Below are 18,997 nucleotides of genomic sequence, written 5' to 3' on the forward strand. Positions count from 1 at the left end.
GGGGCCCTTTCAGTACGTGCGGATCAGATCGGTGAGCACGCGCTGCCCGAAGACCAACGCGTCGATGGGGACGCGTTCGTCCACACCGTGGAACATACCGGTGAAATCGAGATCCGTGGGAAGCCGCAGCGGCGCGAACCCGTATCCGGCGATGCCGAGCTCGGCGAGAGCCTTGTTGTCGGTGCCGCCGCCCATCAGGTAGGGCAGCACCGGAACCCCCGGATCGTGCCGCTCGAGCGCCCCGACCATCGCCTCCACGAGCTCTCCGCGGAAGGGCACCTCGAGCCCGATATCGCGATGCGAGATCTCGACCTCGATGTCGTCGCCCACGATGCGCTGGATCTCCGCGAGCACCCGCTCCTCCTGGCCCGGGAGCGTGCGCACGTCGATCGTCGCGACCGCTGCATCCGGGATGACGTTGTGCTTGTACCCCGCGACGAGACCCGTGGGATTGGTCGTCGTGCGGAAGGTGGAACGCAGGAAACCGGATGCCGCGCCGGTCACGTCCGCCACGGCATCCGGATCGGCGGGGTCGACGCCGCACAGGGCCGCGAGGCCGTCGACGGTCTGGCGCGTGGTGGCGGTGAGCTCGAGCGGCCAGACCGACCGCCCGAGGGCGGCGACGGCCTCGGACAGCCTCGTCACGGCGTTGTCCGGGTGGAAGCGGCTGCCGTGGCCGGCGGTGCCGCGAGCGCGCAGCCGGAGCCACACGAGGGCCTTCTCCCCCACCTGCAGCAGATAGGCGCGCTGCTCGCCCACCGGGATCGAGTAGCCGCCGACCTCGCTGATGGCCTCCGTGGCGCCGTCGAACCAGTGCGGCCGATCCCGCACGACCAGCTGCGAGCCCTCCACCCCGCCGTTCTCCTCGTCGGCGAAGAACGTGAGGATCAGGTCGCGCTCCGGCTGCTCCCCCGCTCTCAGGAGCTCGGCGACAGAGGTGAGGATCATCGCGTCCATGTCCTTCATGTCGACGGCACCGCGCCCCCACAGCATGCCGTCCCTGATCACGCCGCCGAACGGGTCGACGCTCCAGTCGTCGGCGACGGCGGGGACCACGTCGAGGTGGCCGTGCAGGACGAGGGCGGGCTTGTCGCGATTGCGCCCCGGCACCCGCACGCTGAGGTTGGTGCGGCGCGGGATGGGCTCGTAGTACTCCGGGCGGAGTCCGAGACCTTCGAGGTAGGCCCCGACGTACTCCGCGGCCTCGCGTTCGCCGTGCGAGCGCCCCTCGCCGAAGTTGGTGGTGTCGAAGCGGATCAGATCGCGCGCGACGGCGACGACCTCGGGCAGCTCGGTCTCAGGCAGCTCGGATGCGGACATGCTCACCACGGTACTGCGATCGGGAGGGGGCCTCCGCGCGGTGACACACGACGACACGGGACCTCGCCCCGACATCCATCGGGGCAAAAGAAAAAGGCCCCTGACGGGACCTTCTTCTCTCTGTGCGCGAGGGGGGACTTGAACCCCCACGCCCTATACGGGCACTAGCACCTCAAGCTAGCGCGTCTACCTATTCCGCCACCCGCGCAGGTGGTTTTCGGTTTCGCAACCGAAGATCGACAGTACCAGATCCGACGCCAGACGTGGAATCGAGGTCGCGCTCAGCCCGCCGACACGCCGAACAGCAGACCGAGCAGGTAGGTCACGGCGGCCGCTCCGAACCCGATCGCGAGCTGGCGGAGCCCGCGACGCAGCGGCGGCGCGCCCGACAGCAGCCCGACCATCGCGCCCGTCGCGGTGAGCGCCGTGCCGACCAGCAGCAGCGCGAAGGCGACCGCGGGCAGGCCGCTCAAGCCGAAGATCCACGGCAGCACGGGGATGATCGCACCGGACGCGAAGAAGAGGAAGCTCGACCCGGCGGCCCCCAGCGCGCTGCCCACGACCTCGTGGTCGGCACCGGCGGCCCGCGGCAGACGGTAGGGCTCGCCACGGTCCGCGGCGTGCGCCGTCTCGACGACGCGGCGCGCGAGATCGTGCGCCTCCTGCTCGTCCATGCCGCGGGTGCGATAGACGAGAGCGAGCTCGTTGGCGTCGAGGTCGAGATCTGGGAGCACGTGATCGGCGTATCCGCTGGGCTCGGTCGCGTCGAGCAGCTCGCGTTGCGAGCGCACCGAGACGTACTCGCCGGCGCCCATCGACAGCGCGCCCGCGAGAAGTCCCGCGATCCCGCTGAACAGCACGAACTGCGCGCCGACGCCGGTCGCCCCGATGCCCATCACGAGGGCGAGGTTCGAGACCAGTCCGTCGTTGGCGCCGAAGACGGCGGCGCGGAAGGTGCCGGACAGCCGGCGTCGCCCGCGAGCCGCGAGCCCACGGACCACCTCGCGGTGGATCTTCTCGTCGGCGACCATCCGCGCGGTCGCGAACGGCTCGCTGTCGTAGGGCGATCGTCCCTCCGCGTTCTGGGCGAGGGCGAGCACGAAGATCGACCCGAATCGGCGGGCCATCCACCCGAGCACGCGCGAGCCGAACCCGGGTGCGGGAAGGCGGACGGGCTCCCCGCCGAGCAGTTCGAGCCAGTGCGCCTCGTGTCGTCCTTCCGCCTCGGCGAGCGCGAGCAGGATCTCACGCTCCTCCCCCTCGCGCCGTGCGGCCAAGGCGCGATAGACCTGCGCCTCGGCACGCTCGTCGGCGAGATAGCGCGCCCAGCGGCGCCGGTCTCTCTGCGTGGGTTTCGGGGTCGGGCTCACGGGGCTTCACGGTACCGTCGACGGCGGCGGCGCCGACCGCTCACGCCGGTATTGTCAGGATTTCGGATCTCCGAAGCACCGGCGAGCGCAGCCCTCAGCCCCCGCTCACCGCGGCGCATGACCAGACGGTGCGCGGCGACGAACGCGGGGCGCAGCACGGGAGCGGCGAGGCGCATCCATCGCCGCGTGAGCTCGACCCGCCAGATCCAGGTGAGCGCGGCGCCGTCTGCGGGCGATCCCGGCCGCGCCGCGATGGCGAGCCGCCCGATGCCGACCAGATCGCCCGTGCTGGTCGCGGCGAGCAGGTGCGGGGGTCGCACCTCCGTGACCGTCAGGGCGACCCGCAGACGGTAGCCCCAGGGACTGCGCACCTCCAGATGCCGCACGTCTCCGACGGCGGGAGCGCGCGCCCCGGGCACGATCCGCACGGAAGGCCACCACGGCACCTCGCCCGAGACGAGACTCTGCTCGCACAGCGCCCAGCACCGCTCGACGGATGCCGGGACCACCCATCGCGACGTGAAGTCGTAGCCGCGGCGCATGGGCGCGAGTGTACGCGCGCCGGTGTCGGCGTGGTGCGATGTCAGGACCGGACGCGGGCGCGGAGGACCTCGATGCGGGCCTGCAGCTGCGCGACGGTGGCGCGGGCCACCTCCGGTCCCCCGCACACCCGTCGCAGCTCGGCGTGCACGGCGCCGTGCGGCTCGCCGCTCTGGCGGGCGTAGAGGCCGACGAGACTGTTCAGCAGCTGGCGCTGTTCGCGCAGCGTGCGGTGGAGGGCGGGCGGAAGGGACGCCTCGCCCGCATCCGTGCTGTCGGTGGCGACCGCGCCCTCCTTCGCCTCACGGGCGCGACGGTGACGACTCTGGCGGGACTGCCGCTGCATCAGCAGCTCGTGGACGTGCTCGGGTTCGAGCAGGCCCGGAAGGCCCAGGAACTCCTCCTCCTCGAGGGTGCCCGGTACCGCGAGCTGCCCGAACTCCTTGCCGTCGTAGAGCACCCGGTCGAAGTGCGCCACCGAGCCGAGGGCCTGATAGCTGCCCTCCTCGATCAGCGCGTCCGAGGCCTTGTCCTCTCGTTCGGCCTCCTCGAGCACGGTGTCCTCGAGACCGTCGTCGTCCGATTCCTCGCGGTCGAGGGCGTGGTCGCGCTCCCGCTCCATCTCGTTCGCCAGGGCGAGCAGCGGCGGCACGTTCGGCAAGAACACGGATGCCGCTTCACCCCGCCGGCGGGCGCGGACGAAACGACCGATCGCCTGGGCGAAGAAGAGCGGTGTCGAGGCGCTCGTCGCGTAGACGCCGACGGCGAGCCGCGGAACGTCGACGCCTTCCGACACCATGCGGACGGCCACCATCCACCGCGACGTCGAGGTCGCGAAGGTCTCGATCCGGCCCGACGCCGCCTTGTCGTCGGACAGCACGACGGTCGTCGGCTCTCCCGTGATGTCGCGGAGGATCGCCGCATAGGCGCGCGCCGCCGTCTGGTCGGTCGCGATGACCAGACCCCCGGCATCCGGCACGTCCTGTCGCACCTCGGTGAGTCGCCGATCGGCGGAGCGCAGGACGGCGGAGATCCACTCGCCCTCGGGGTTGAGCGCCGTCCGCCAGGCCTGCGCGTTGATGTCCTTCGTGTTGTCCTGACCGAGGTGAGCCTCGTACTCGTCGCCCGCCTTCGTCCGCCACTTCATCTGCCCCGCGTAGACGTGGAAGAGCACCGGACGCACCACGCCGTCGGCGAGCGCCCGCCCGTAGCCGTAGTTGTAGTCCGTGCGGGAGAGGCGGATGCCCTTCTCGTTCGGGTGATACTCCACGAACGGGATGGGAGCCGTGTCACTGCGGAAGGGGGTGCCCGACAGCAGGAGCCGGCGCGTGGCGCGCCCGTACGCCTCACGAAGCGCGTCGCCCCAGCTCAGCGCGTCGCCGCCGTGGTGCACCTCGTCGAGGATCACGAGGGTGCGGGCATCCATCGTCAGCCGCTGGTGCACCGACGCCTTGACGGCGACCTGCGCGTAGGTCACCGCCACGCCGTGGTAGTGGCGCGCCGGGGCGCTCTGGCGGTTGGTGAAGCGGGGATCGAGACGGATGCCGACGCGGGCAGCGGCATCCGCCCACTGCGTCTTCAAGTGCTCGGTGGGCGCGACGACGACCAGGCGGTTCACGATCCCGCGGCGCAGCAGCTCGCTCGCCAGGCGCAGGGCGAAGGTCGTCTTTCCGGCGCCGGGCGTCGCGGCGGCGAGGAAGTCGCGCGGGCCGCCGCCCACGCCGTCGGGACCGTCCTGGGCGAAATAGGCCTCGAGGGCCTCGGCCTGCCAGGCGCGCAGGTTCTGGGCCGTCCCCCACGGGGCACGCTGGGGGAAGGCGGGCGAGAGGTGCTCTGCGGCAAAGCTGCCGAAGTGCTCCTGTCCTCGCTCGTCCGTCCCGTCCACGACTGACCACCCTAAACGACGCCTCCCCCACGCCCGCCCTCGGCAGTGACCTCCGACCCCGGTAGCCTCGGAGAAGACCACGAGTCAGGAGAGTCATGCGCAGGAACGAGCCCACCCCCGACGACCACCGCTCACCGTACGTCCCCAACGAGAGCGCGCACCCGTGGCGCCGGATGGTGTCGATCGGCGACTCGTTCACCGAGGGCATCGGCGACCCCATCCCGGGCACGGTCGACGGCCACCGCGGCTGGGCCGACCGGGTCGCGGAGGTCCTCGCCGCGCAGGTCGACGATTTCGCGTACGCGAACCTCGCGGTGCGGGGCAAGCTGATCGCCCAGATCATCGCCGACCAGGTCGAGCCGGCGCTCGCGCTCAGCCCCGACCTGATCACGTTCTCCGCGGGCGGCAACGATGTGATCCGCCCCGGCGGCGATCCGGATGCCGTGGCGCAGCAGTTCGAGGACGCCGTGGCGCGCCTGAGCTCGCAGGGCGCGACGCTCGTCGTCTTCACGGGGGTCGACACGGAGTTCACACCGGTGTTCCGCGGCATCCGCGGACGAGTGGCGATCTACAACGAGAACATCCGCGCGATCGCCGACCGCTACGACTGCATCGTCGCCGACCAGTGGGCGCTCAAAGAGGTGCAGGACATGCGCTTCTTCGACGACGACCGCCTGCACTACAACGCGCTCGGCCACCACGAGATCGCCCGGATGGTGCTGCGCGCCCTCAACGTGCCCAACGACCTGCAGCCCATGCAGCCCGACCCGCTGCCGCGTCTGACCTGGCGCGCCGCCCGGACGAACGACCTCGTCTGGGCGCGCACGCACTTCGTGCCGTGGGTGCTGCGGCGCCTGCGCCACCAGTCGTCGGGCGACAACATCACGGCCAAGCGCCCCGAGCCCCTGCCGGTGACCGTCGAAGCCCCCGGGCGCGACCGCACCGCGGCACCGGGCGAGCAGGTCTGATCCGACCGGCCGCTCGCCGCCGCTCTACCGCAGCGCCCACAGGGCGACGGCGGCGGCGGATGCGACATTGAGCGAGTCGACGCCGCCGGCCATCGGGATCGTGACGACGGTGTCGGCCGCGGCGAGCGCACGCCGCGACAGGCCGTCTCCTTCGGCGCCCATGAGCAGCGCGACCTGCGGCGGCCGGGCGGCGACGAACGCGTCGAGCCCGACCGCGTCGTCGGCGAGCGCGAGAGCTGCGAGGTGCAGTCCGGCGTCGTGCAGGAGGGCGCGCCCGGCGGTCCACCCGCCGTCCGCCTCGTCCGGAAGCCGCGTCCACGGCACCTGGAACACCGTGCCCATGCTCACCCGGACGCTGCGCCGATAGAGCGGATCCGCGCAGCGCGGCGTCACCAGCACGGCATCCGCGCCGAGCCCCGCCGCCGCGCGGAACGCGGCGCCGACGTTGGTGTGATCGACGATGTCCTCCAGCACCAGCACGAGGCGCGCGCCGGCGACCACCTCGGCCACGCTCGGCAGCGAGGGCCGGTGCATCGCCGCGAGCGCACCGCGGTGCACCGTGTACCCGGTCAGCCGCTCCGCCACGTCGTCGTCGACCAGATACACGGGGGCCTCGCCGGCGAGCGGCACCGCGTCATCGAGCCACTTCTGCTGCACGAGGACGGACCGCGGACGATGTCCCGCGGCGACGGCGCGCGCGATCACCTTCGCCGACTCGGCGATGTAGAGCCCTCCGGCCGGCTCCAGCACACGACGCAGTGCGACGTCCGTGAGGTCGCGGTAGTCGGCGAGACGGTCATCGGCGGGGTCGTCGATACGAACGACAGGCATCCGCCCATGCTGTCACGCCCGACCGCGCCCGCGCGCACTCCCCCACCCCGCTGTAACCTCCGCGAAAAGCGGGGCGCGTAGGCTCGGGGTAGGTCTGAGGGAGGGAGGACGCCATGTCGACGGTTCTCGATCGCACGTCCGGGGCTGCTCCCGAGCTCGACCCCGAGACCACCGCGGCGGTCCGCCGCGCCGTGGACGCGCTGGCCGGCCGTCGCATCGCCGTGCTCACCGGCGCCGGGGTCTCCACCGATTCGGGCATCCCCGACTACCGCGGCAAGGGGGCTCCCACGCGCACCCCCATGACCGCCCAGCAGTTCCTCTCGAGCGACGCGTCGCGACGCCGGTACTGGGTGGGCAGTCACCTCGGGTGGCGCGCATTCGCCGCCGCACAGCCCAATGCCGGCCACCGCGCCCTCGCCGATCTGGAGGAGCGCGGCGTCGCGAACGGCGTCATCACGCAGAACGTCGACGGCCTGCACGTGCGCGCCGGCAGCCGCCGGGTCGTCGAGTTGCACGGGACGATGCGACGCGTGCTGTGCACCCACTGCGGTCAGGTGTTCGACCGCCGCGACCTCGCGGCGCGGGTCGAGGCGGACAACCCGTGGATCACGGTTCCCGACGCGGTCGAGCTGGGGCCCGACGGCGACGTGCTGCCGTCCACGAGCGATGGCTTCGTCGTCCCCGACTGCAGCGTCTGCGGGGGCATGCTCAAGCCCGACGTCGTCTTCTTCGGCGAGTACATCCCGCTCGTGAAGTTCTCGGAGGCCGAGCAGCTGGTCCAGACCAGCGAGGCACTCGTCGTCGCCGGTTCGTCACTCGTCGTCAACTCCGGCATCCGCCTGCTGGAGCGCGCCCGGCGCCGGCGGCTCCCCGTCGTGATCGTCAATCGCGGACAGACGCGCGGCGACGTGCACGCGAGCGTCAAGATCGACGCCGGCACCTCCGAGGTGCTCCGGGCGCTCGCGCACGCCCTGCCCGACGTGCGCTGAGGCTTCCCCGCTCGCATAGGCTCGATGGGTGACGACTCTCATCCTCGTGCGCCACGGCGAGACCGACTGGAACGCGGCGCGCCGCATCCAGGGATCGACCGACATCCCGCTCAACGACACGGGACGCGCCCAGGCGCGCGAGGTCGCCGAGCGGCTCCGGGAGGAGCTCGAGGGCGTCGGACCCGTCGTGGTCGCATCCAGCGATCTGTCCCGCGCGGCCGAGACCGCGCAGATCATCGCCTCGACGCTCGGCGTCGCCGCACCGCGCGCCTACCGGCAGCTCCGCGAGCGCTCGTACGGCGTCGCCGAGGGTGCGGGCGTCGACGAGTTCCGTGAGCGTTGGGGCGAGTGGGCGCAGGCGGAGGTTCCCGACGCCGAAAGTTGGGCCCAGGTGCGCCAGCGCGCGCTCGCCGGTCTGCAGCGGGCCGTCCGCGACGCCCGCCGGGCGACCGCGCCGCTCGGACCGACGCTCGTCATGGTCTCGCACGGCGCCCTCATCCGCGAGGTGATCCGTCACGCGTCGGCGGGCGCCTTCCCGCACGAGGGCGAGCGTCTGGCCAACGCCTCGACGCACACATTCCTGCTCGAGCGCGACCGCCTCAGCGTCCGCTCCTACGCGGCCGTCCCGGTCGGCTGAGCGGATGCCGCGGGCTCAGGCGCCGCGGGCGACGACCGTGCGCGCATGGCGGAGCACGGGCTCATCGATCATGCGTCCGCGGTAGCGGAACACCCCGCCTTCGCCCTCGGCGGCCGCCAGCACGCCGCGCGCCCAGGCGAGCGCGTCGTCGTCGGGCCGGTAGGCCGCCCGGATCGTCTCGACCTGCGCGGGATGGATGCACGCCGTCGCGGCGAACCCGCTGGCCGCGGCATCCCTCGCCTCGCGTGACAGCCCCTTCTCGTCGGCGATGTCGAGATGCACCGCGTCGATCGCGGCGATGCCGGCCGCGCCGGCGGCGAGCAGCACCCGTGCCCGAGCGACGCGGGCGACGTCGCGGTACTTGCCCTTCGGGGTGCGACTGGACGTGCCGCCGAGTGACGCGACGAGATCCTCCGCGCCCCACATCACCGCGACGACCCGGTCCTGCGCCGCGATCTGCTCGACGGCGGCGACACCACGGGCCGTCTCGCACAGGGCGATGACCTCGAACCGCGGATCCAGACGTGCGATCGCGGGGGCGGACTCCGCCTTTGCGACCATCACGCGCCGGTAGTCGGTCTGCGACAGCGTCGCGAGGTCGGAGGCGATCTCGCGCGAGTCCAGCGGGTTGACGCGGACGATGACGCGGTCGGGGTCGAGATGCGAGTCGATGAGCGCCACCCGCGCGGCGACCTTGTCCGCCGGAGCCACGGCGTCCTCGAGGTCGAGGATCACCGCGTCGGCGCGCTCGAGGGCCTTCGCGTGGCGCTCCGGGCTGTCGGCCGGGCAGAACAGCAGCGCAGGTCCGAGGTCGAAAGCGGCGGTCATGCGTTCACGCTACCGGGCCGGCCGCGACCGGCGGCAGCGCGGTCAGTCCCAGCGCGCGGGCGATCACGAGCAGCTGCACCTCCGTCGTCCCCTCCCCGATCTCGAGGATCTTCGCGTCGCGGTAGTGACGCGCCACCGGGTACTCGTTCATGAACCCGTTGCCGCCGAAGATCTGCGTCGCGTCGCGCGCATTGTCCATCGCCGCGTCGCCGGCGGTCAGCTTCGCGAGCGCCGCCGCCGACGCGAACGGGCGCCCCGCGTCGCGCAGCCGTGCGGCGTGCAGCCAGGCCAGCCGCGACAGGTGCACGCGCTGCTGCATCCTCGCCAGCGTGAACTGGATCGACTGGCGCGTCCCCAGCCGTTCGCCGAACACGATGCGACTGCCGGCGTAGTCGAGGGCCGCCTCCAGGCATCCTTCCGCGGCTCCGGTGGCGAGAGCGGCGATCGCGATCCGGCCCTCGTCGAGGATGCTGAGGAAGTTCGCGAACCCGCGTCCCCGCTCGCCGAGGAGGTTCTCGGCGGGCACCCGCGCGCCGTCGAAGCTGAGCGGGTGGGTGTCGGAGGCATGCCACCCGACCTTGTCGTAGGCGGGACCCACGGTGAAGCCGGGCGTGCCGGAGGGGACGATGATCGTCGAGATCTCCTTGCGCCCGTCCTCGACGCCCGTGACGGCGGTGACCGTGACGAAGCGGGTGATCGCGGTGCCCGAGTTCGTGATGAACTGCTTCGCCCCGTCGATGACCCATTCGTCACCGTCGCGCCGCGCCGTCGTGCGGGTGGCCCCGGCATCCGATCCCGCCTCGGGCTCGGTCAGGCCGAACCCCGCCAGCGCGCGACCGGCGAGCAGGTCGGGAAGCAGTTCGGCGCGCTGGGCGTCGGTGCCGAAGCGGTGGATCGGCATCGCGCCGAGGCTCACGCCGGCCTCGAGCGTGATGGCGATCGACTGGTCCACCCGCCCCAGCGCCTCGATCGCGAGCCCCAGCGCGAGGTAGGTGCCGCCCTGACCGCCGACCTCTTCCGGAAACGGCAGACCGAACAGTCCCATCTCCCCCATCTCGGCGACGATCCCGAGCGGGAGGGTCTTGGTGCGGTCGGCCTCGTAGGCCTGCGGGGCGACCCGTTCATCGGCGAAGGCGCGCACCATCCGCGCGAGCTCGCGCTCCTCGTCGGTCAGTCCGTGGTCGTACGGATCCAGAATCGCCATGGCATCCCCTTCGATGTCGCGGTCGCATAACGCCTCCCGCAATCTCGTGGCGCGCGGGCGAGCGGGTGGGTTAGTGTGCACTAACCCACAGGTCCAGGTTAGCGAGGATTAACTGGAATGACAACGCGTTCTGCGGCATCGCGCACCTCGCGCGAGCGAGCCAAGGCCCAGCGCGCCGACTCCCTGCTGCAAGCCGCCGCCCGCCTCTTCGCCGAGCACGGTTTCGACGGTGTGAGCCTGGAAGACCTCGGCACCGCCGTCGGCATCACCGGTCCCGCCGTCTACCGCCACTTCGACAGCAAGCGCGCCCTGCTCGGCGCCATCCTCCTGCGCGCCAGCGACGATCTGCTCACGGGCGGGCGCCGCGTCATCGACGCCGGACACGGACCCGACCGGTCGCTGCGCGACCTCGTCGACTTCCATGTCCAGTTCGCCGTCCGCGGCGCCGACGTCATCCGCGTGCACGACCGCGATCTCGCCCGCCTCAGCGAGGAGGACCGCCACGAGGTGCGCCGGCTCCAGCGAGAGTACGTCGAGCTGTGGGTCGGCGTGCTGCACGCCGTCCACCCCGACCTCACCGAGCCGGAGCTCCGCGTCCGCGCGCACGCGGGGTTCGGTCTCATCAACTCGACGCCCTACGCCGTGCGCACCCGGCGCGACGCGGCGGTGGATGCCGGCGACGACGGGATGCTGCGCGACGTGCTGGCCGACATGGCCTACGCCGCACTCGCCGCCCGGTGACCTCTCCCCCGCGTCAGCCCAGCAGCATGGCGCGGGCGGGCTCGCGGAGGACGTCGCCGACGATCGTCAGGAACCGCGACGCCTGCTCGCCGTCGACCAACCGGTGATCGAACGACAGGCTCAGGGTCATGAGGTCGCGCAGCACGATCGCCCCCTCGTGCTCCCACGGTCGCCGCCGCACCGAACCGAGCCCCAGGATGCCCGCCTCACCGGGATTGAGGATCGGCGTGCCCGCATCGATGCCGAAGACGCCGAAGTTCGTGATAGAGAACGTCCCGCCGCTCAGTGCGGCCGGTGTCGTCCGGCCGGCGCGCGCGGTCTCGGCGAGGCGGCCGATCTCGTCCGCGAGGTCGACGAGCGAGAGCCGGTCCGCGTCGGGCACGTGCGGCACGACGAGGCCGCGCTCGGTCGCCGCGGCGATCCCCAGGTGGACGTAGCCGTACTGGACGATCTCCCCGGCGGCCTCGTCCCACGACGAGTTGAGCGTCGGCTCGGCGCGCAGCGCGAGGCACACGGCCTTCGCCGCCACCGCCATGATCCCGATGCGGTGACCCTCCAGACGACGATCGGACCGGAGGCTCTGCACGAACCGGGTGGTCTCCGTGACGTCGACCTCCAGGAAGGTCGTCACGTGCGGAGCGGTGAAGGCGCTGCGCACCATCGCGGCCGCCGTGTGCTTACGCACCCCGCGGATGGGGATCCGCGTCTCCCGCGGGGCGTCGCCGCTCGCCGCGGCGGTGTCGGCCGGAGCCTCGTGCGCACCGGGCGCGCGATCGTCCAGCGTCGCGGCGAATCTGTCGACGTCCTCGCGGCGGATGATGTCGGTGACGCCGGAGGCCTCGACGAGGGCGAGGTCGATGCCGAGCTCTCGCGCATACGCGCGCACCGGGGGCGTCGAGCGCGGTCGTTCCGGCCGCAGCTCCTCCGCCGCAGGGGCGACGACATCGTGCGGGGCATCCGTGAGGACGCGCTCGGCCGCCGTCGCGGCGGTCGAGCGGGCGCTCGAGGGCGCACCGCCGCCGATGCGCCGGCGGCGTTGCGGGCGCGCGGTACCCCGAGGCGCTGCGCCGTAGCCCACGAGGTTCGGCACGGCGGCCTCGGCCGGCGCCTCGGACGGGTCCTGCGCGCCGGCGGCCGCGGACGTCCCGCCGGGTGCGGCAGGTGCGGCGGGTGCGGCGCTCACGGCAGCATCCTCCGAGGATTCCGCCCCCGCCACCTGGAAGGCGATCAGCGGCGCTCCGACCTCGACGACGTCTCCCGCTTCGGCGTGGAGGGTGCTGACCGTGCCCGCGAACGGCGACGGCAACTCGACGATGGCCTTCGCGGTCTCGACCTCGGCGATCGGCTGGTTGAGCGCCACCTCGTCGCCCTGAGCGACGAGCCACTGCACGATCTCCGCCTCGGGAAGCCCTTCCCCGAGGTCGGGCAGACGGAACTCCGCGATCACAGCTCCACCCCCGTCAGGCTGTGGGGGCGGTCGAGGACGCGGTCGACGGCATCGAGGATGCGGTCGAGGTCGGGGATGTGATGCTTCTCCAGCTTCGCGGGCGGATACGGGATGTCGTGACCCGTCACCCGCTGCGGCGGAGCCTCCAGGTAGTGGAAGCACTGCTCCGTGACGCTCGCCACGATCTCGGCGCCCACCCCGGCCTCCCCGCCGGCCTCGTGGGTCACGACGAGCCGTCCCGTCTTGCGCACCGACGCTCCCACCGTGCGGTAGTCGACCGGCGACAGCGACCGCAGATCGATCACCTCGATCGAGATGCCCTCGTCCTCGGCCGCGACGGCGGCATCCATCGCCGTGGCGACCTGCGCCCCGTAGGTCACGATCGTGACGTCGGTGCCGTCGCGGACGACGCGGGCCAGCCCCATCGGCGCCGCGTCGGCGACGTCGGCGTCCAGGTCGACCTCGCCCTTGGAGTGGTAGAGGCGCTTGGGCTCGAAGAAGACGACCGGATCGTCGCACGCGATGGCCTGCTGCAGGACGGTGTACGCGTCCTGCGGATTCGAGACGGCCACGACGCGGAGGCCCGCCGTGTGGACGAAGTACGCCTCGGGCGACTCGGAGTGGTGCTCCGCCGCACCGACACCGCCCGCCCAGGGGATGCGGATCGTGAGGGGCATCTTCACGCGGCCGCGCGTGCGGTAGTGCAGCTTCGCGACCTGGCACACGATCTGGTCGAACGCGGGGTAGACGAAGCCGTCGAATTGGATCTCCACGACCGGGCGGAAACCGCGCATGGCCAGGCCGACGGCGGTGCCGACGATCCCGGACTCGGCGAGCGGGGTGTCGATCACGCGCTTCGGCCCGAACTCGCCGAGGAGGCCGTCGGTGATGCGGAACACGCCGCCGAGGCGACCGATGTCCTCCCCCATCACGATCACACGGTCATCGTCCGTCATGGCGCGGTGCAGCCCCGCGGTCAGCGCCTTGCCCATCGTCAGCTGCGTCATCGGGACACCTCCGCATCGCCGTCGGCGAACGAGTCGAGGTAAGCCGCGAAGCGCTGGCGCTGACGTGACAGCCCGCTGTGCGGTTCCGCGTAGACGTCGTCGAGGACGGCCAGCGGCGGGCGGGTGACCGCCGTCAGCACGGCCTCCCGCATGGCTCCCGTCAGCGCGTCCGCCTCCTGCGAGATCGCGGCGAGCGCCGCGTCGTCGAGGTCGCCGGTGCTGCGCAGCAGCGCTTCCAACCGGGTCAGCGGATCACGGGCGCGCCACCGCTCCACCTCGTCGCGTTCGCGGTAGCGGGTCGGGTCGTCCGAGGTCGTGTGGGGACCCATCCGGTAGGTCACGGCCTCCAGGAACACCGGGCCCTCCCCCCGGCGGGCGTGGTCGAGGGCCCACCGCATGGCGGCCGTGCACGCGATCACGTCGTTGCCGTCGACCCGCATGCTCGGAATGCCGAAGCCGGGTGCGCGACCGGCGATCGGGAACCGCGACTGCACCGTCACCGGCTCGGAGATCGCCCACTGGTTGTTCGAGCAGACGAAGACGACCGGCGCGCCGAAGGACGATGCGAAGACCATCGCCTCGTTCACATCGCCCTGGCTGGTCGCACCGTCGCCGAAATAGGCCACGGCGACCTGGTCGCCGCCGTCGCGCTGCACGCCCATGGCGTACCCGACGGCGTGCAGGGTCTGCGCGCCGATGATGATCTGCGGCGTCGCAAGGTTCAGCTCGAAGGGGTCGTAGGTCGAATGCACCTCACCGCGCCACGCGAGCACGAGATCGGCCGGTGCGCCGCCGCGCACGATCGTCACGCCCACCTCGCGGTAGCTCGGGAACAGGAAGTCGTCCTCCCGGCAGGCGCGTGCCGTGCCGACCTGGATCGCCTCCTGGCCCTGTGCCGGAGCCCAGAGTCCCAGATGACCCTGGCGCTGGAGGGCGACGCCTTCGGCATCCATCCGACGGACGATCGCCATGTCGCGGTACAGGGCGCGCAGCGCCGCGGCGTCCAGATCTTGCACCCACGGGTCGAGGCGGGGGTCGGCGACGCGTCGCCCCTCGGGGGTGAGAAGTCGCGCCGTGTCGTCCAGCGCCGTCATCGCTTCGTCTGTGGTCAGGGTGTACATCGTCGTCATCCCTCTCTGGCCGTGCCGCTCTCTCCTGGAGAGCGACCGCCGCCCGGGCCGGCCTCGTCGCCGGTTGCCTGGAAGGCTACGTCCGTCTGGCACCTAGCTCAAGCATTCACCCGTGGCCTGAGCATGTTGCGCAGACCGACCCGAAGGCCCCTGGTAGAGTTGGGCACTATGGGACCTCTGGACCGCGTCGACCTCGACCTCCTGAATGCGCTCGCCGATGACCATCGCGCCACCGTGGTGGCCCTCGCCGAACGCCTGGGTCTGTCCCGCAACACCGTCCAGGCGCGCTTGGCCCGCCTGGAGCGCGGCGGCGTCTTCCAGTCCTTCGAACGCGCGATCCCCCCGGTCGCCCTGGGCCTGCCCATCGAGGCCATGGTGAGCGTCACCGTGCGGCAGGCGGAACTGCCGCGGATCACCCATGCGATCGCGAGCATCCCGGAGGTCGTGCAGGCCTACGGCATGAGCGGTCAGGTCGATCTGCTCGTGCGGGTCGCGGCGCGCGACACCCAGCACCTGTTCGACGTCGACGCGCGCATCCTCGAGATCGACGGGGTGGAGCGCACCGAGACCTCCCTCGTCATGGGCGAGGTCATCGGCTATCGGATCCGGCCGCTCCTGGAATCGGCTCGCGACGACGCGACGCGCTGAGCGCGCTCGCGTCCACCGGCGACGCGTCCACCGGCGACGCGTCCACCGGCACGACGTCGGGACGGAGGGCGTCCGCCGGCAGCGGCACCACGGGCACGGGCAGCACGGCGTCGGCGGCGACGCCGACGGCATCGGCCTCGCGCGCATCCATCCGCACCAGGACGACTCCCGCCAGCAGCAGCGCACCGCCGAAGATCTGCACCGCGGAGGGAGCCTCCCCGAGCAGGAGCCAGGCGAAGCCGAGCGCGAAGAGCACTTCGCTGAGACCGATGAACGAGGCCAGCCGCGAGCCCACGCGCGGCACCGCCATGACGCCCAGCGCGTAGCCGAGCGTCGTCCCCACCGCCCCGACCCACAGCAGGGCCAGGATGCCGGGCACCTCGACGCCGCGGAAGGTCACCGACACCGGTGGCGCGGCGAACGGCATGGCCCCCGTGGCGCCCAACAGCGCCATCACCACGGCGCCGACGAGCAGCCCTCCGGCGGCGAGGGCCAGCGGCGGCAGGCCGTCGCCGGTGCGCTCGCTCATGACGAAGTACACGCACACGCACACCGCCGCTCCGAGCGCGAGGAGCGTGCCGAGCAGGTCGAAACGCGCGCCGGCGATGTCGACCACGAGCACGAGACCGACGATCGCGACGACCGAACCGATCATGACGAGCCGCGAGGGGGCCCGGCGCGTGCGCAGCCACACGAAGCCGACGAGCAGAACGGGTGCGAGGTATTGGATCAGCAGCGCGACGGCCACCGGCATCCGCTGCATCGCCGAGAAGAACAGCAGCTGGCAGCCCAGCACCGGGATCAGGCCGAACGCCAGGAGGGAGAGCCCGTGGCGGCGGACGAAGCCGCGCTCGCGGCGCATCGCGCGCACGAGCGCGGGAGACAGGATGAGGCCGGCGAGCCCCATGCGCACGACGAGCGCCGCCGACAGCGACCAGCCCGCCTCGAGGAGCGGCTTGACCAGAGGGCCGCTCGACGAGAAGGCCAGCGCGGAGAAGACGGCCATGACGATGCCCGCGGTGCGGGCGGGTGGAGCGGTGCGTGACACCGGCGTTCCTTCGGATCGAGCAGGAGGACTGTCAGGACTCAACAGCAATTACACTGGTGACACTAGCGCCCGCCGAGGTCAGGAGTCAACGTGGTCTTCATCCATGACACCGAGATGTCGCTGCGCGCCGCGGCGGCCCTGGTCAACACCCTCCCCGAAACCGACGGTGCAGGCCTCGACCGCCTGCGGACGCAGGAGGATCTCGACGCCTACCTGTCGGAGTTCTCCTACACGGGCAGCTTCCGACGCGACGACGCCGAGCTCGACGCCGTGCGCGCGAACCGGCGGCGTCTGCGCGCGCTCTGGGCCACCGACCGCGACGGCGCGGTGCCCCTCGTCAACGCGATGCTCCGCGACGGGCGGGCGCTTCCGCAGCTCGTGATCCACGACGAGTTCGACTGGCACATCCATGCCACCGAGCCCGACGCCCCCCTGGCGATGCGCATGCTGGTCGAGTCGGCGATGGCGTTCGTCGACGTCATCCGCTCGGACGAGTGGAAGCGGGTGCGGGTGTGCGCGGCGGACGACTGCGACTCGGTCTACGTCGATTTCTCGAAGAACGGCTCCAAGCTCTACTGCGACACCGGCAACTGCGGGAACCGCATGAACGTCAACGCGTACCGTCGCCGGAAGGCCCGAGAAAGCGCATGATCGCCGCCGCCGCCTCGCGCGGCGTCTCGTAGTGGATGAGGTGGCCGACGGCGGGGATCTCCACGAGCCGGGCGTCCGGGAAGAGCGTCTGCAGGTGGCGTTCCGCCTCGATGGGCGTGATGTCGTCCTTCTCCGCCGCGATCAGGAGCGTGGGTTGCGCGATGGCCGGCGCGAAACGACGCACGTCGTCGGACACTGACGCGACGAAGCCGTCGTGCAGCACGTCGCGGTCGTGGAAGAGCGAGAAGTACGTGTCGTGCTGGTCGTGGATGAAGCGGCGCAGCGCGGGCTCACGCGTCTTCGCCATCGACACGCTCATGACCCGCACGATGACGCGGTTGCGCAGCAGTGCGTCGCCGAGACGCTTCGGCAGGCGCGCCCCGGCCCAGTAGTAGAACACCGCCAGGCGGGTGAGGATGCCGCGGGGGCCCTCCAGCGCGGGCGCGCCGATCGGGTTGACCAGGATCACGCGCGGCGTCGGGAGCCCTGCCGCCACGGCGGCGGCCACGACGATGGAACCGAACGAGTGCCCGAGGATCACGGCCCCGGGCGCCACCGCGGCGACGAACGCGCACAGCCACCGGGCATACGTGTCGAGGGTGTGCACCGCACCGGGGACCGGCACGCTCTCCCCGAACCCCGGAAGGTCGGGAGAGATCACCCGGACGCCCGGGAGGAAGGCGACGACGGGCTCCAGGCCGTGATGGTCGCCGCGGTAGCCGTGGACGGCCACCATCGTGACCGGGGCGTCGGCGGGCCCGTACTCCCAGTACGCGGTCACGGCGCCGTCGATCTCGATCTCGCGCCGCGACACGGGCACGGCGGCGAGAGCCTCGGCGTAGGGAGAGTCGACGGTCACCCTTGAAGTCTAGGAGGGGCGACTCGCGACCGACGCCGCGACCGTCCTCCTCCGCGTGCCTGCGCGTCGGTGTCGGAACCGGCGCATACCGTCGGAGGCATGGAACAGTGGCAGGCCGTCCCGCTCTGGGAGGACGACGTCTCCACCGTCGAGACCACCCCCGTGCGACCGCCGAGATGGGTGGATGCCGTCGGCGTGTTCGATCTGGAGACGACCGGCATCGACGTCACGACCGACCGCATCGTCACGGCCCACGTCGGCCTGCTCGACGCCGACGGCGCGGCGGTCCGGGCGCAGTCGTGGCTGGCCGATCCGGGAGTGCCGATCCCCGATGGGGCGACGGCGGTGCACGGCATCACGACCGCGCACGCCCGGGAGCACGGTGCTCCGGCGGCGCAGGTCGTCGCCGCGGTCGTCGCCGCGCTGCGGGAATTGCTGGACGCGGGCATCCCGGTCGTGGCCTACAACGCGCCGTTCGACTTCTCGCTGCTGAAGTACGAGGCGCTGCGCCACGGCATCCCGCCCATCCTCGACCCCTCGCCCGTGATCGATCCGCTCGTGCTCGACAAAGCGCACGATCGCTTCCGCAAGGGCAAGCGCACGCTCGAGGCCGTCGCGGCGCACTACGCGGTTCCCCTGGTCGGCGCCCACGACGCGTCCGCAGACGCGATCGCCGCCGGGCGGGTCGCTCAGGCGCTCGCGCGGCGCTATGCGATCGACGCCGCGCTCGACGAGCTTCACACCCGACAGATCGGGTGGGCACGCGCTCAGGCCGACAGCCTCACGGAGTACTTCATCCGCATCGGACGGCTCGACCCCGAGGACCGCGTCGACGGCAGCTGGCCGATCCGCTGACGGCGGAGGCGAGGTCGCCCCGAAACGACGACAGCCCCG

Annotated in this window: 19 protein-coding genes and 1 tRNA gene; 7 read left to right on the forward strand and 13 right to left on the reverse strand. The window is 72.0% G+C overall.

Features of this window, described 5'->3' with window-relative positions; genetic code table 11:
* Positions 1 to 9: 9 nt before the first annotated feature.
* The 5 genes from AC1Q49_RS00535 to AC1Q49_RS00555 all read right to left on the reverse strand — a co-directional run bounded on the left by AC1Q49_RS00535 (position 10) and on the right by AC1Q49_RS00555 (position 5,115).
* Positions 10 to 1,320: a M20/M25/M40 family metallo-hydrolase gene (locus tag AC1Q49_RS00535; protein WP_492490648.1), complete on the reverse strand. Its 1,311-nt coding sequence runs from the start codon at positions 1,318 to 1,320 to the stop codon at positions 10 to 12.
* 123 nt (positions 1,321 to 1,443) lie between these two features.
* A tRNA-Leu gene (locus AC1Q49_RS00540) sits at positions 1,444 to 1,528 on the reverse strand.
* Between the two features lie 73 nt (positions 1,529 to 1,601).
* A complete protein-coding gene (locus AC1Q49_RS00545) occupies positions 1,602 to 2,690 on the reverse strand; it encodes a VIT1/CCC1 transporter family protein (RefSeq protein ID WP_492490649.1) in 1,089 nt (362 codons plus the stop codon).
* Positions 2,687 to 3,232: an SRPBCC family protein gene (locus AC1Q49_RS00550; RefSeq protein WP_191008653.1), complete on the reverse strand. Its 546-nt coding sequence runs from the start codon at positions 3,230 to 3,232 to the stop codon at positions 2,687 to 2,689. The genes AC1Q49_RS00545 and AC1Q49_RS00550 overlap by 4 nt, the downstream gene beginning before the upstream one ends.
* 41 nt (positions 3,233 to 3,273) lie before the next feature.
* Positions 3,274 to 5,115, reverse strand: coding sequence for a DEAD/DEAH box helicase (locus AC1Q49_RS00555; protein ID WP_492490650.1), 1,842 nt, complete (start codon positions 5,113 to 5,115; stop codon positions 3,274 to 3,276).
* 95 nt (positions 5,116 to 5,210) lie between these two features.
* Between AC1Q49_RS00555 and AC1Q49_RS00560 the strand changes: the two genes are divergently transcribed.
* Positions 5,211 to 6,083, forward strand: a complete 873-nt coding sequence (locus tag AC1Q49_RS00560) for an SGNH/GDSL hydrolase family protein (RefSeq protein WP_061781732.1) — start codon at positions 5,211 to 5,213, stop codon at positions 6,081 to 6,083.
* A 24-nt stretch (positions 6,084 to 6,107) separates the two neighbouring features.
* Here AC1Q49_RS00560 and AC1Q49_RS00565 read toward each other — a convergent pair whose 3' ends face one another.
* Positions 6,108 to 6,914 (reverse strand): TrmH family RNA methyltransferase, encoded by an 807-nt coding sequence (locus AC1Q49_RS00565; RefSeq protein WP_492490651.1) that lies wholly within the window; start codon positions 6,912 to 6,914, stop codon positions 6,108 to 6,110.
* 113 nt (positions 6,915 to 7,027) lie between these two features.
* Here AC1Q49_RS00565 and AC1Q49_RS00570 point away from each other — a divergent pair, with 113 nt between their 5' ends.
* Together AC1Q49_RS00570 and AC1Q49_RS00575 are read left to right on the forward strand one after the other, a co-directional pair.
* Positions 7,028 to 7,903: a Sir2 family NAD-dependent protein deacetylase gene (locus AC1Q49_RS00570; RefSeq protein ID WP_191008655.1), complete on the forward strand. Its 876-nt coding sequence runs from the start codon at positions 7,028 to 7,030 to the stop codon at positions 7,901 to 7,903.
* Between the two features lie 28 nt (positions 7,904 to 7,931).
* Positions 7,932 to 8,540: a histidine phosphatase family protein gene (locus AC1Q49_RS00575; RefSeq protein WP_061781730.1), complete on the forward strand. Its 609-nt coding sequence runs from the start codon at positions 7,932 to 7,934 to the stop codon at positions 8,538 to 8,540.
* Between the two features lie 15 nt (positions 8,541 to 8,555).
* On the opposite strand, the gene AC1Q49_RS00580 is transcribed toward AC1Q49_RS00575, so the two are convergent.
* Positions 8,556 to 9,368, reverse strand: coding sequence for an HpcH/HpaI aldolase/citrate lyase family protein (locus tag AC1Q49_RS00580; RefSeq protein WP_492490652.1), 813 nt, complete (start codon positions 9,366 to 9,368; stop codon positions 8,556 to 8,558).
* Positions 9,369 to 9,372: 4 nt separating this feature from the next.
* A complete protein-coding gene (locus AC1Q49_RS00585) occupies positions 9,373 to 10,572 on the reverse strand; it encodes an acyl-CoA dehydrogenase family protein (protein WP_198553620.1) in 1,200 nt (399 codons plus the stop codon).
* Positions 10,573 to 10,689: 117 nt separating this feature from the next.
* Here AC1Q49_RS00585 and AC1Q49_RS00590 point away from each other — a divergent pair, with 117 nt between their 5' ends.
* Positions 10,690 to 11,313 carry a TetR/AcrR family transcriptional regulator gene (locus AC1Q49_RS00590; protein ID WP_101306433.1) on the forward strand — a complete coding sequence of 208 codons (624 nt, stop codon included), beginning with the start codon at positions 10,690 to 10,692 and terminating at the stop codon, positions 11,311 to 11,313.
* 13 nt (positions 11,314 to 11,326) lie between these two features.
* Here AC1Q49_RS00590 and AC1Q49_RS00595 read toward each other — a convergent pair whose 3' ends face one another.
* The 3 genes from AC1Q49_RS00595 to pdhA are packed head-to-tail and all read right to left on the reverse strand — an operon-like array spanning position 11,327 to position 14,888.
* The gene (locus AC1Q49_RS00595; protein WP_492490653.1) at positions 11,327 to 12,760 is read right to left on the reverse strand and encodes a dihydrolipoamide acetyltransferase family protein; all 1,434 of its coding nucleotides are present in this window, start codon (positions 12,758 to 12,760) and stop codon (positions 11,327 to 11,329) included.
* A complete protein-coding gene (locus tag AC1Q49_RS00600; protein ID WP_060958665.1) occupies positions 12,757 to 13,767 on the reverse strand; it encodes an alpha-ketoacid dehydrogenase subunit beta in 1,011 nt (336 codons plus the stop codon). The genes AC1Q49_RS00595 and AC1Q49_RS00600 overlap by 4 nt, the downstream gene beginning before the upstream one ends.
* Positions 13,764 to 14,888 (reverse strand): pyruvate dehydrogenase (acetyl-transferring) E1 component subunit alpha, encoded by a 1,125-nt coding sequence (gene pdhA / locus AC1Q49_RS00605; protein ID WP_082734086.1) that lies wholly within the window; start codon positions 14,886 to 14,888, stop codon positions 13,764 to 13,766. The genes AC1Q49_RS00600 and pdhA overlap by 4 nt, the downstream gene beginning before the upstream one ends.
* 177 nt (positions 14,889 to 15,065) lie before the next feature.
* Here pdhA and AC1Q49_RS00610 point away from each other — a divergent pair, with 177 nt between their 5' ends.
* Complete coding sequence (locus AC1Q49_RS00610) at positions 15,066 to 15,545, forward strand: Lrp/AsnC family transcriptional regulator (protein WP_060958667.1); 480 nt, start codon at positions 15,066 to 15,068, stop codon at positions 15,543 to 15,545.
* On the opposite strand, the gene AC1Q49_RS00615 is transcribed toward AC1Q49_RS00610, so the two are convergent.
* On the reverse strand, positions 15,487 to 16,593 hold the full coding sequence (locus AC1Q49_RS00615) for a DMT family transporter (RefSeq protein ID WP_492490654.1): 1,107 nt from the start codon (positions 16,591 to 16,593) through the stop codon (positions 15,487 to 15,489). The two genes, AC1Q49_RS00610 and AC1Q49_RS00615, sit on opposite strands and share 59 nt — an antisense overlap.
* Before the next feature lie 90 nt (positions 16,594 to 16,683).
* On the opposite strand from AC1Q49_RS00615, the gene AC1Q49_RS00620 reads away from it, so the two are divergent.
* A complete protein-coding gene (locus AC1Q49_RS00620; RefSeq protein ID WP_060958669.1) occupies positions 16,684 to 17,244 on the forward strand; it encodes a CGNR zinc finger domain-containing protein in 561 nt (186 codons plus the stop codon).
* Here the strand turns inward: AC1Q49_RS00620 and AC1Q49_RS00625 are convergent.
* The gene (locus AC1Q49_RS00625) at positions 17,204 to 18,103 is read right to left on the reverse strand and encodes an alpha/beta fold hydrolase (RefSeq protein ID WP_492490655.1); all 900 of its coding nucleotides are present in this window, start codon (positions 18,101 to 18,103) and stop codon (positions 17,204 to 17,206) included. The genes AC1Q49_RS00620 and AC1Q49_RS00625 overlap by 41 nt on opposite strands.
* A gap of 99 nt (positions 18,104 to 18,202) precedes the next feature.
* Here AC1Q49_RS00625 and AC1Q49_RS00630 point away from each other — a divergent pair, with 99 nt between their 5' ends.
* Complete coding sequence (locus AC1Q49_RS00630) at positions 18,203 to 18,958, forward strand: exonuclease domain-containing protein (RefSeq protein WP_167626499.1); 756 nt, start codon at positions 18,203 to 18,205, stop codon at positions 18,956 to 18,958.
* The last annotated feature ends 39 nt before the right edge of the window (positions 18,959 to 18,997 follow it).

It is taken from the genome of Microbacterium sp. MPR-TSA4, from assembly GCF_058792815.1.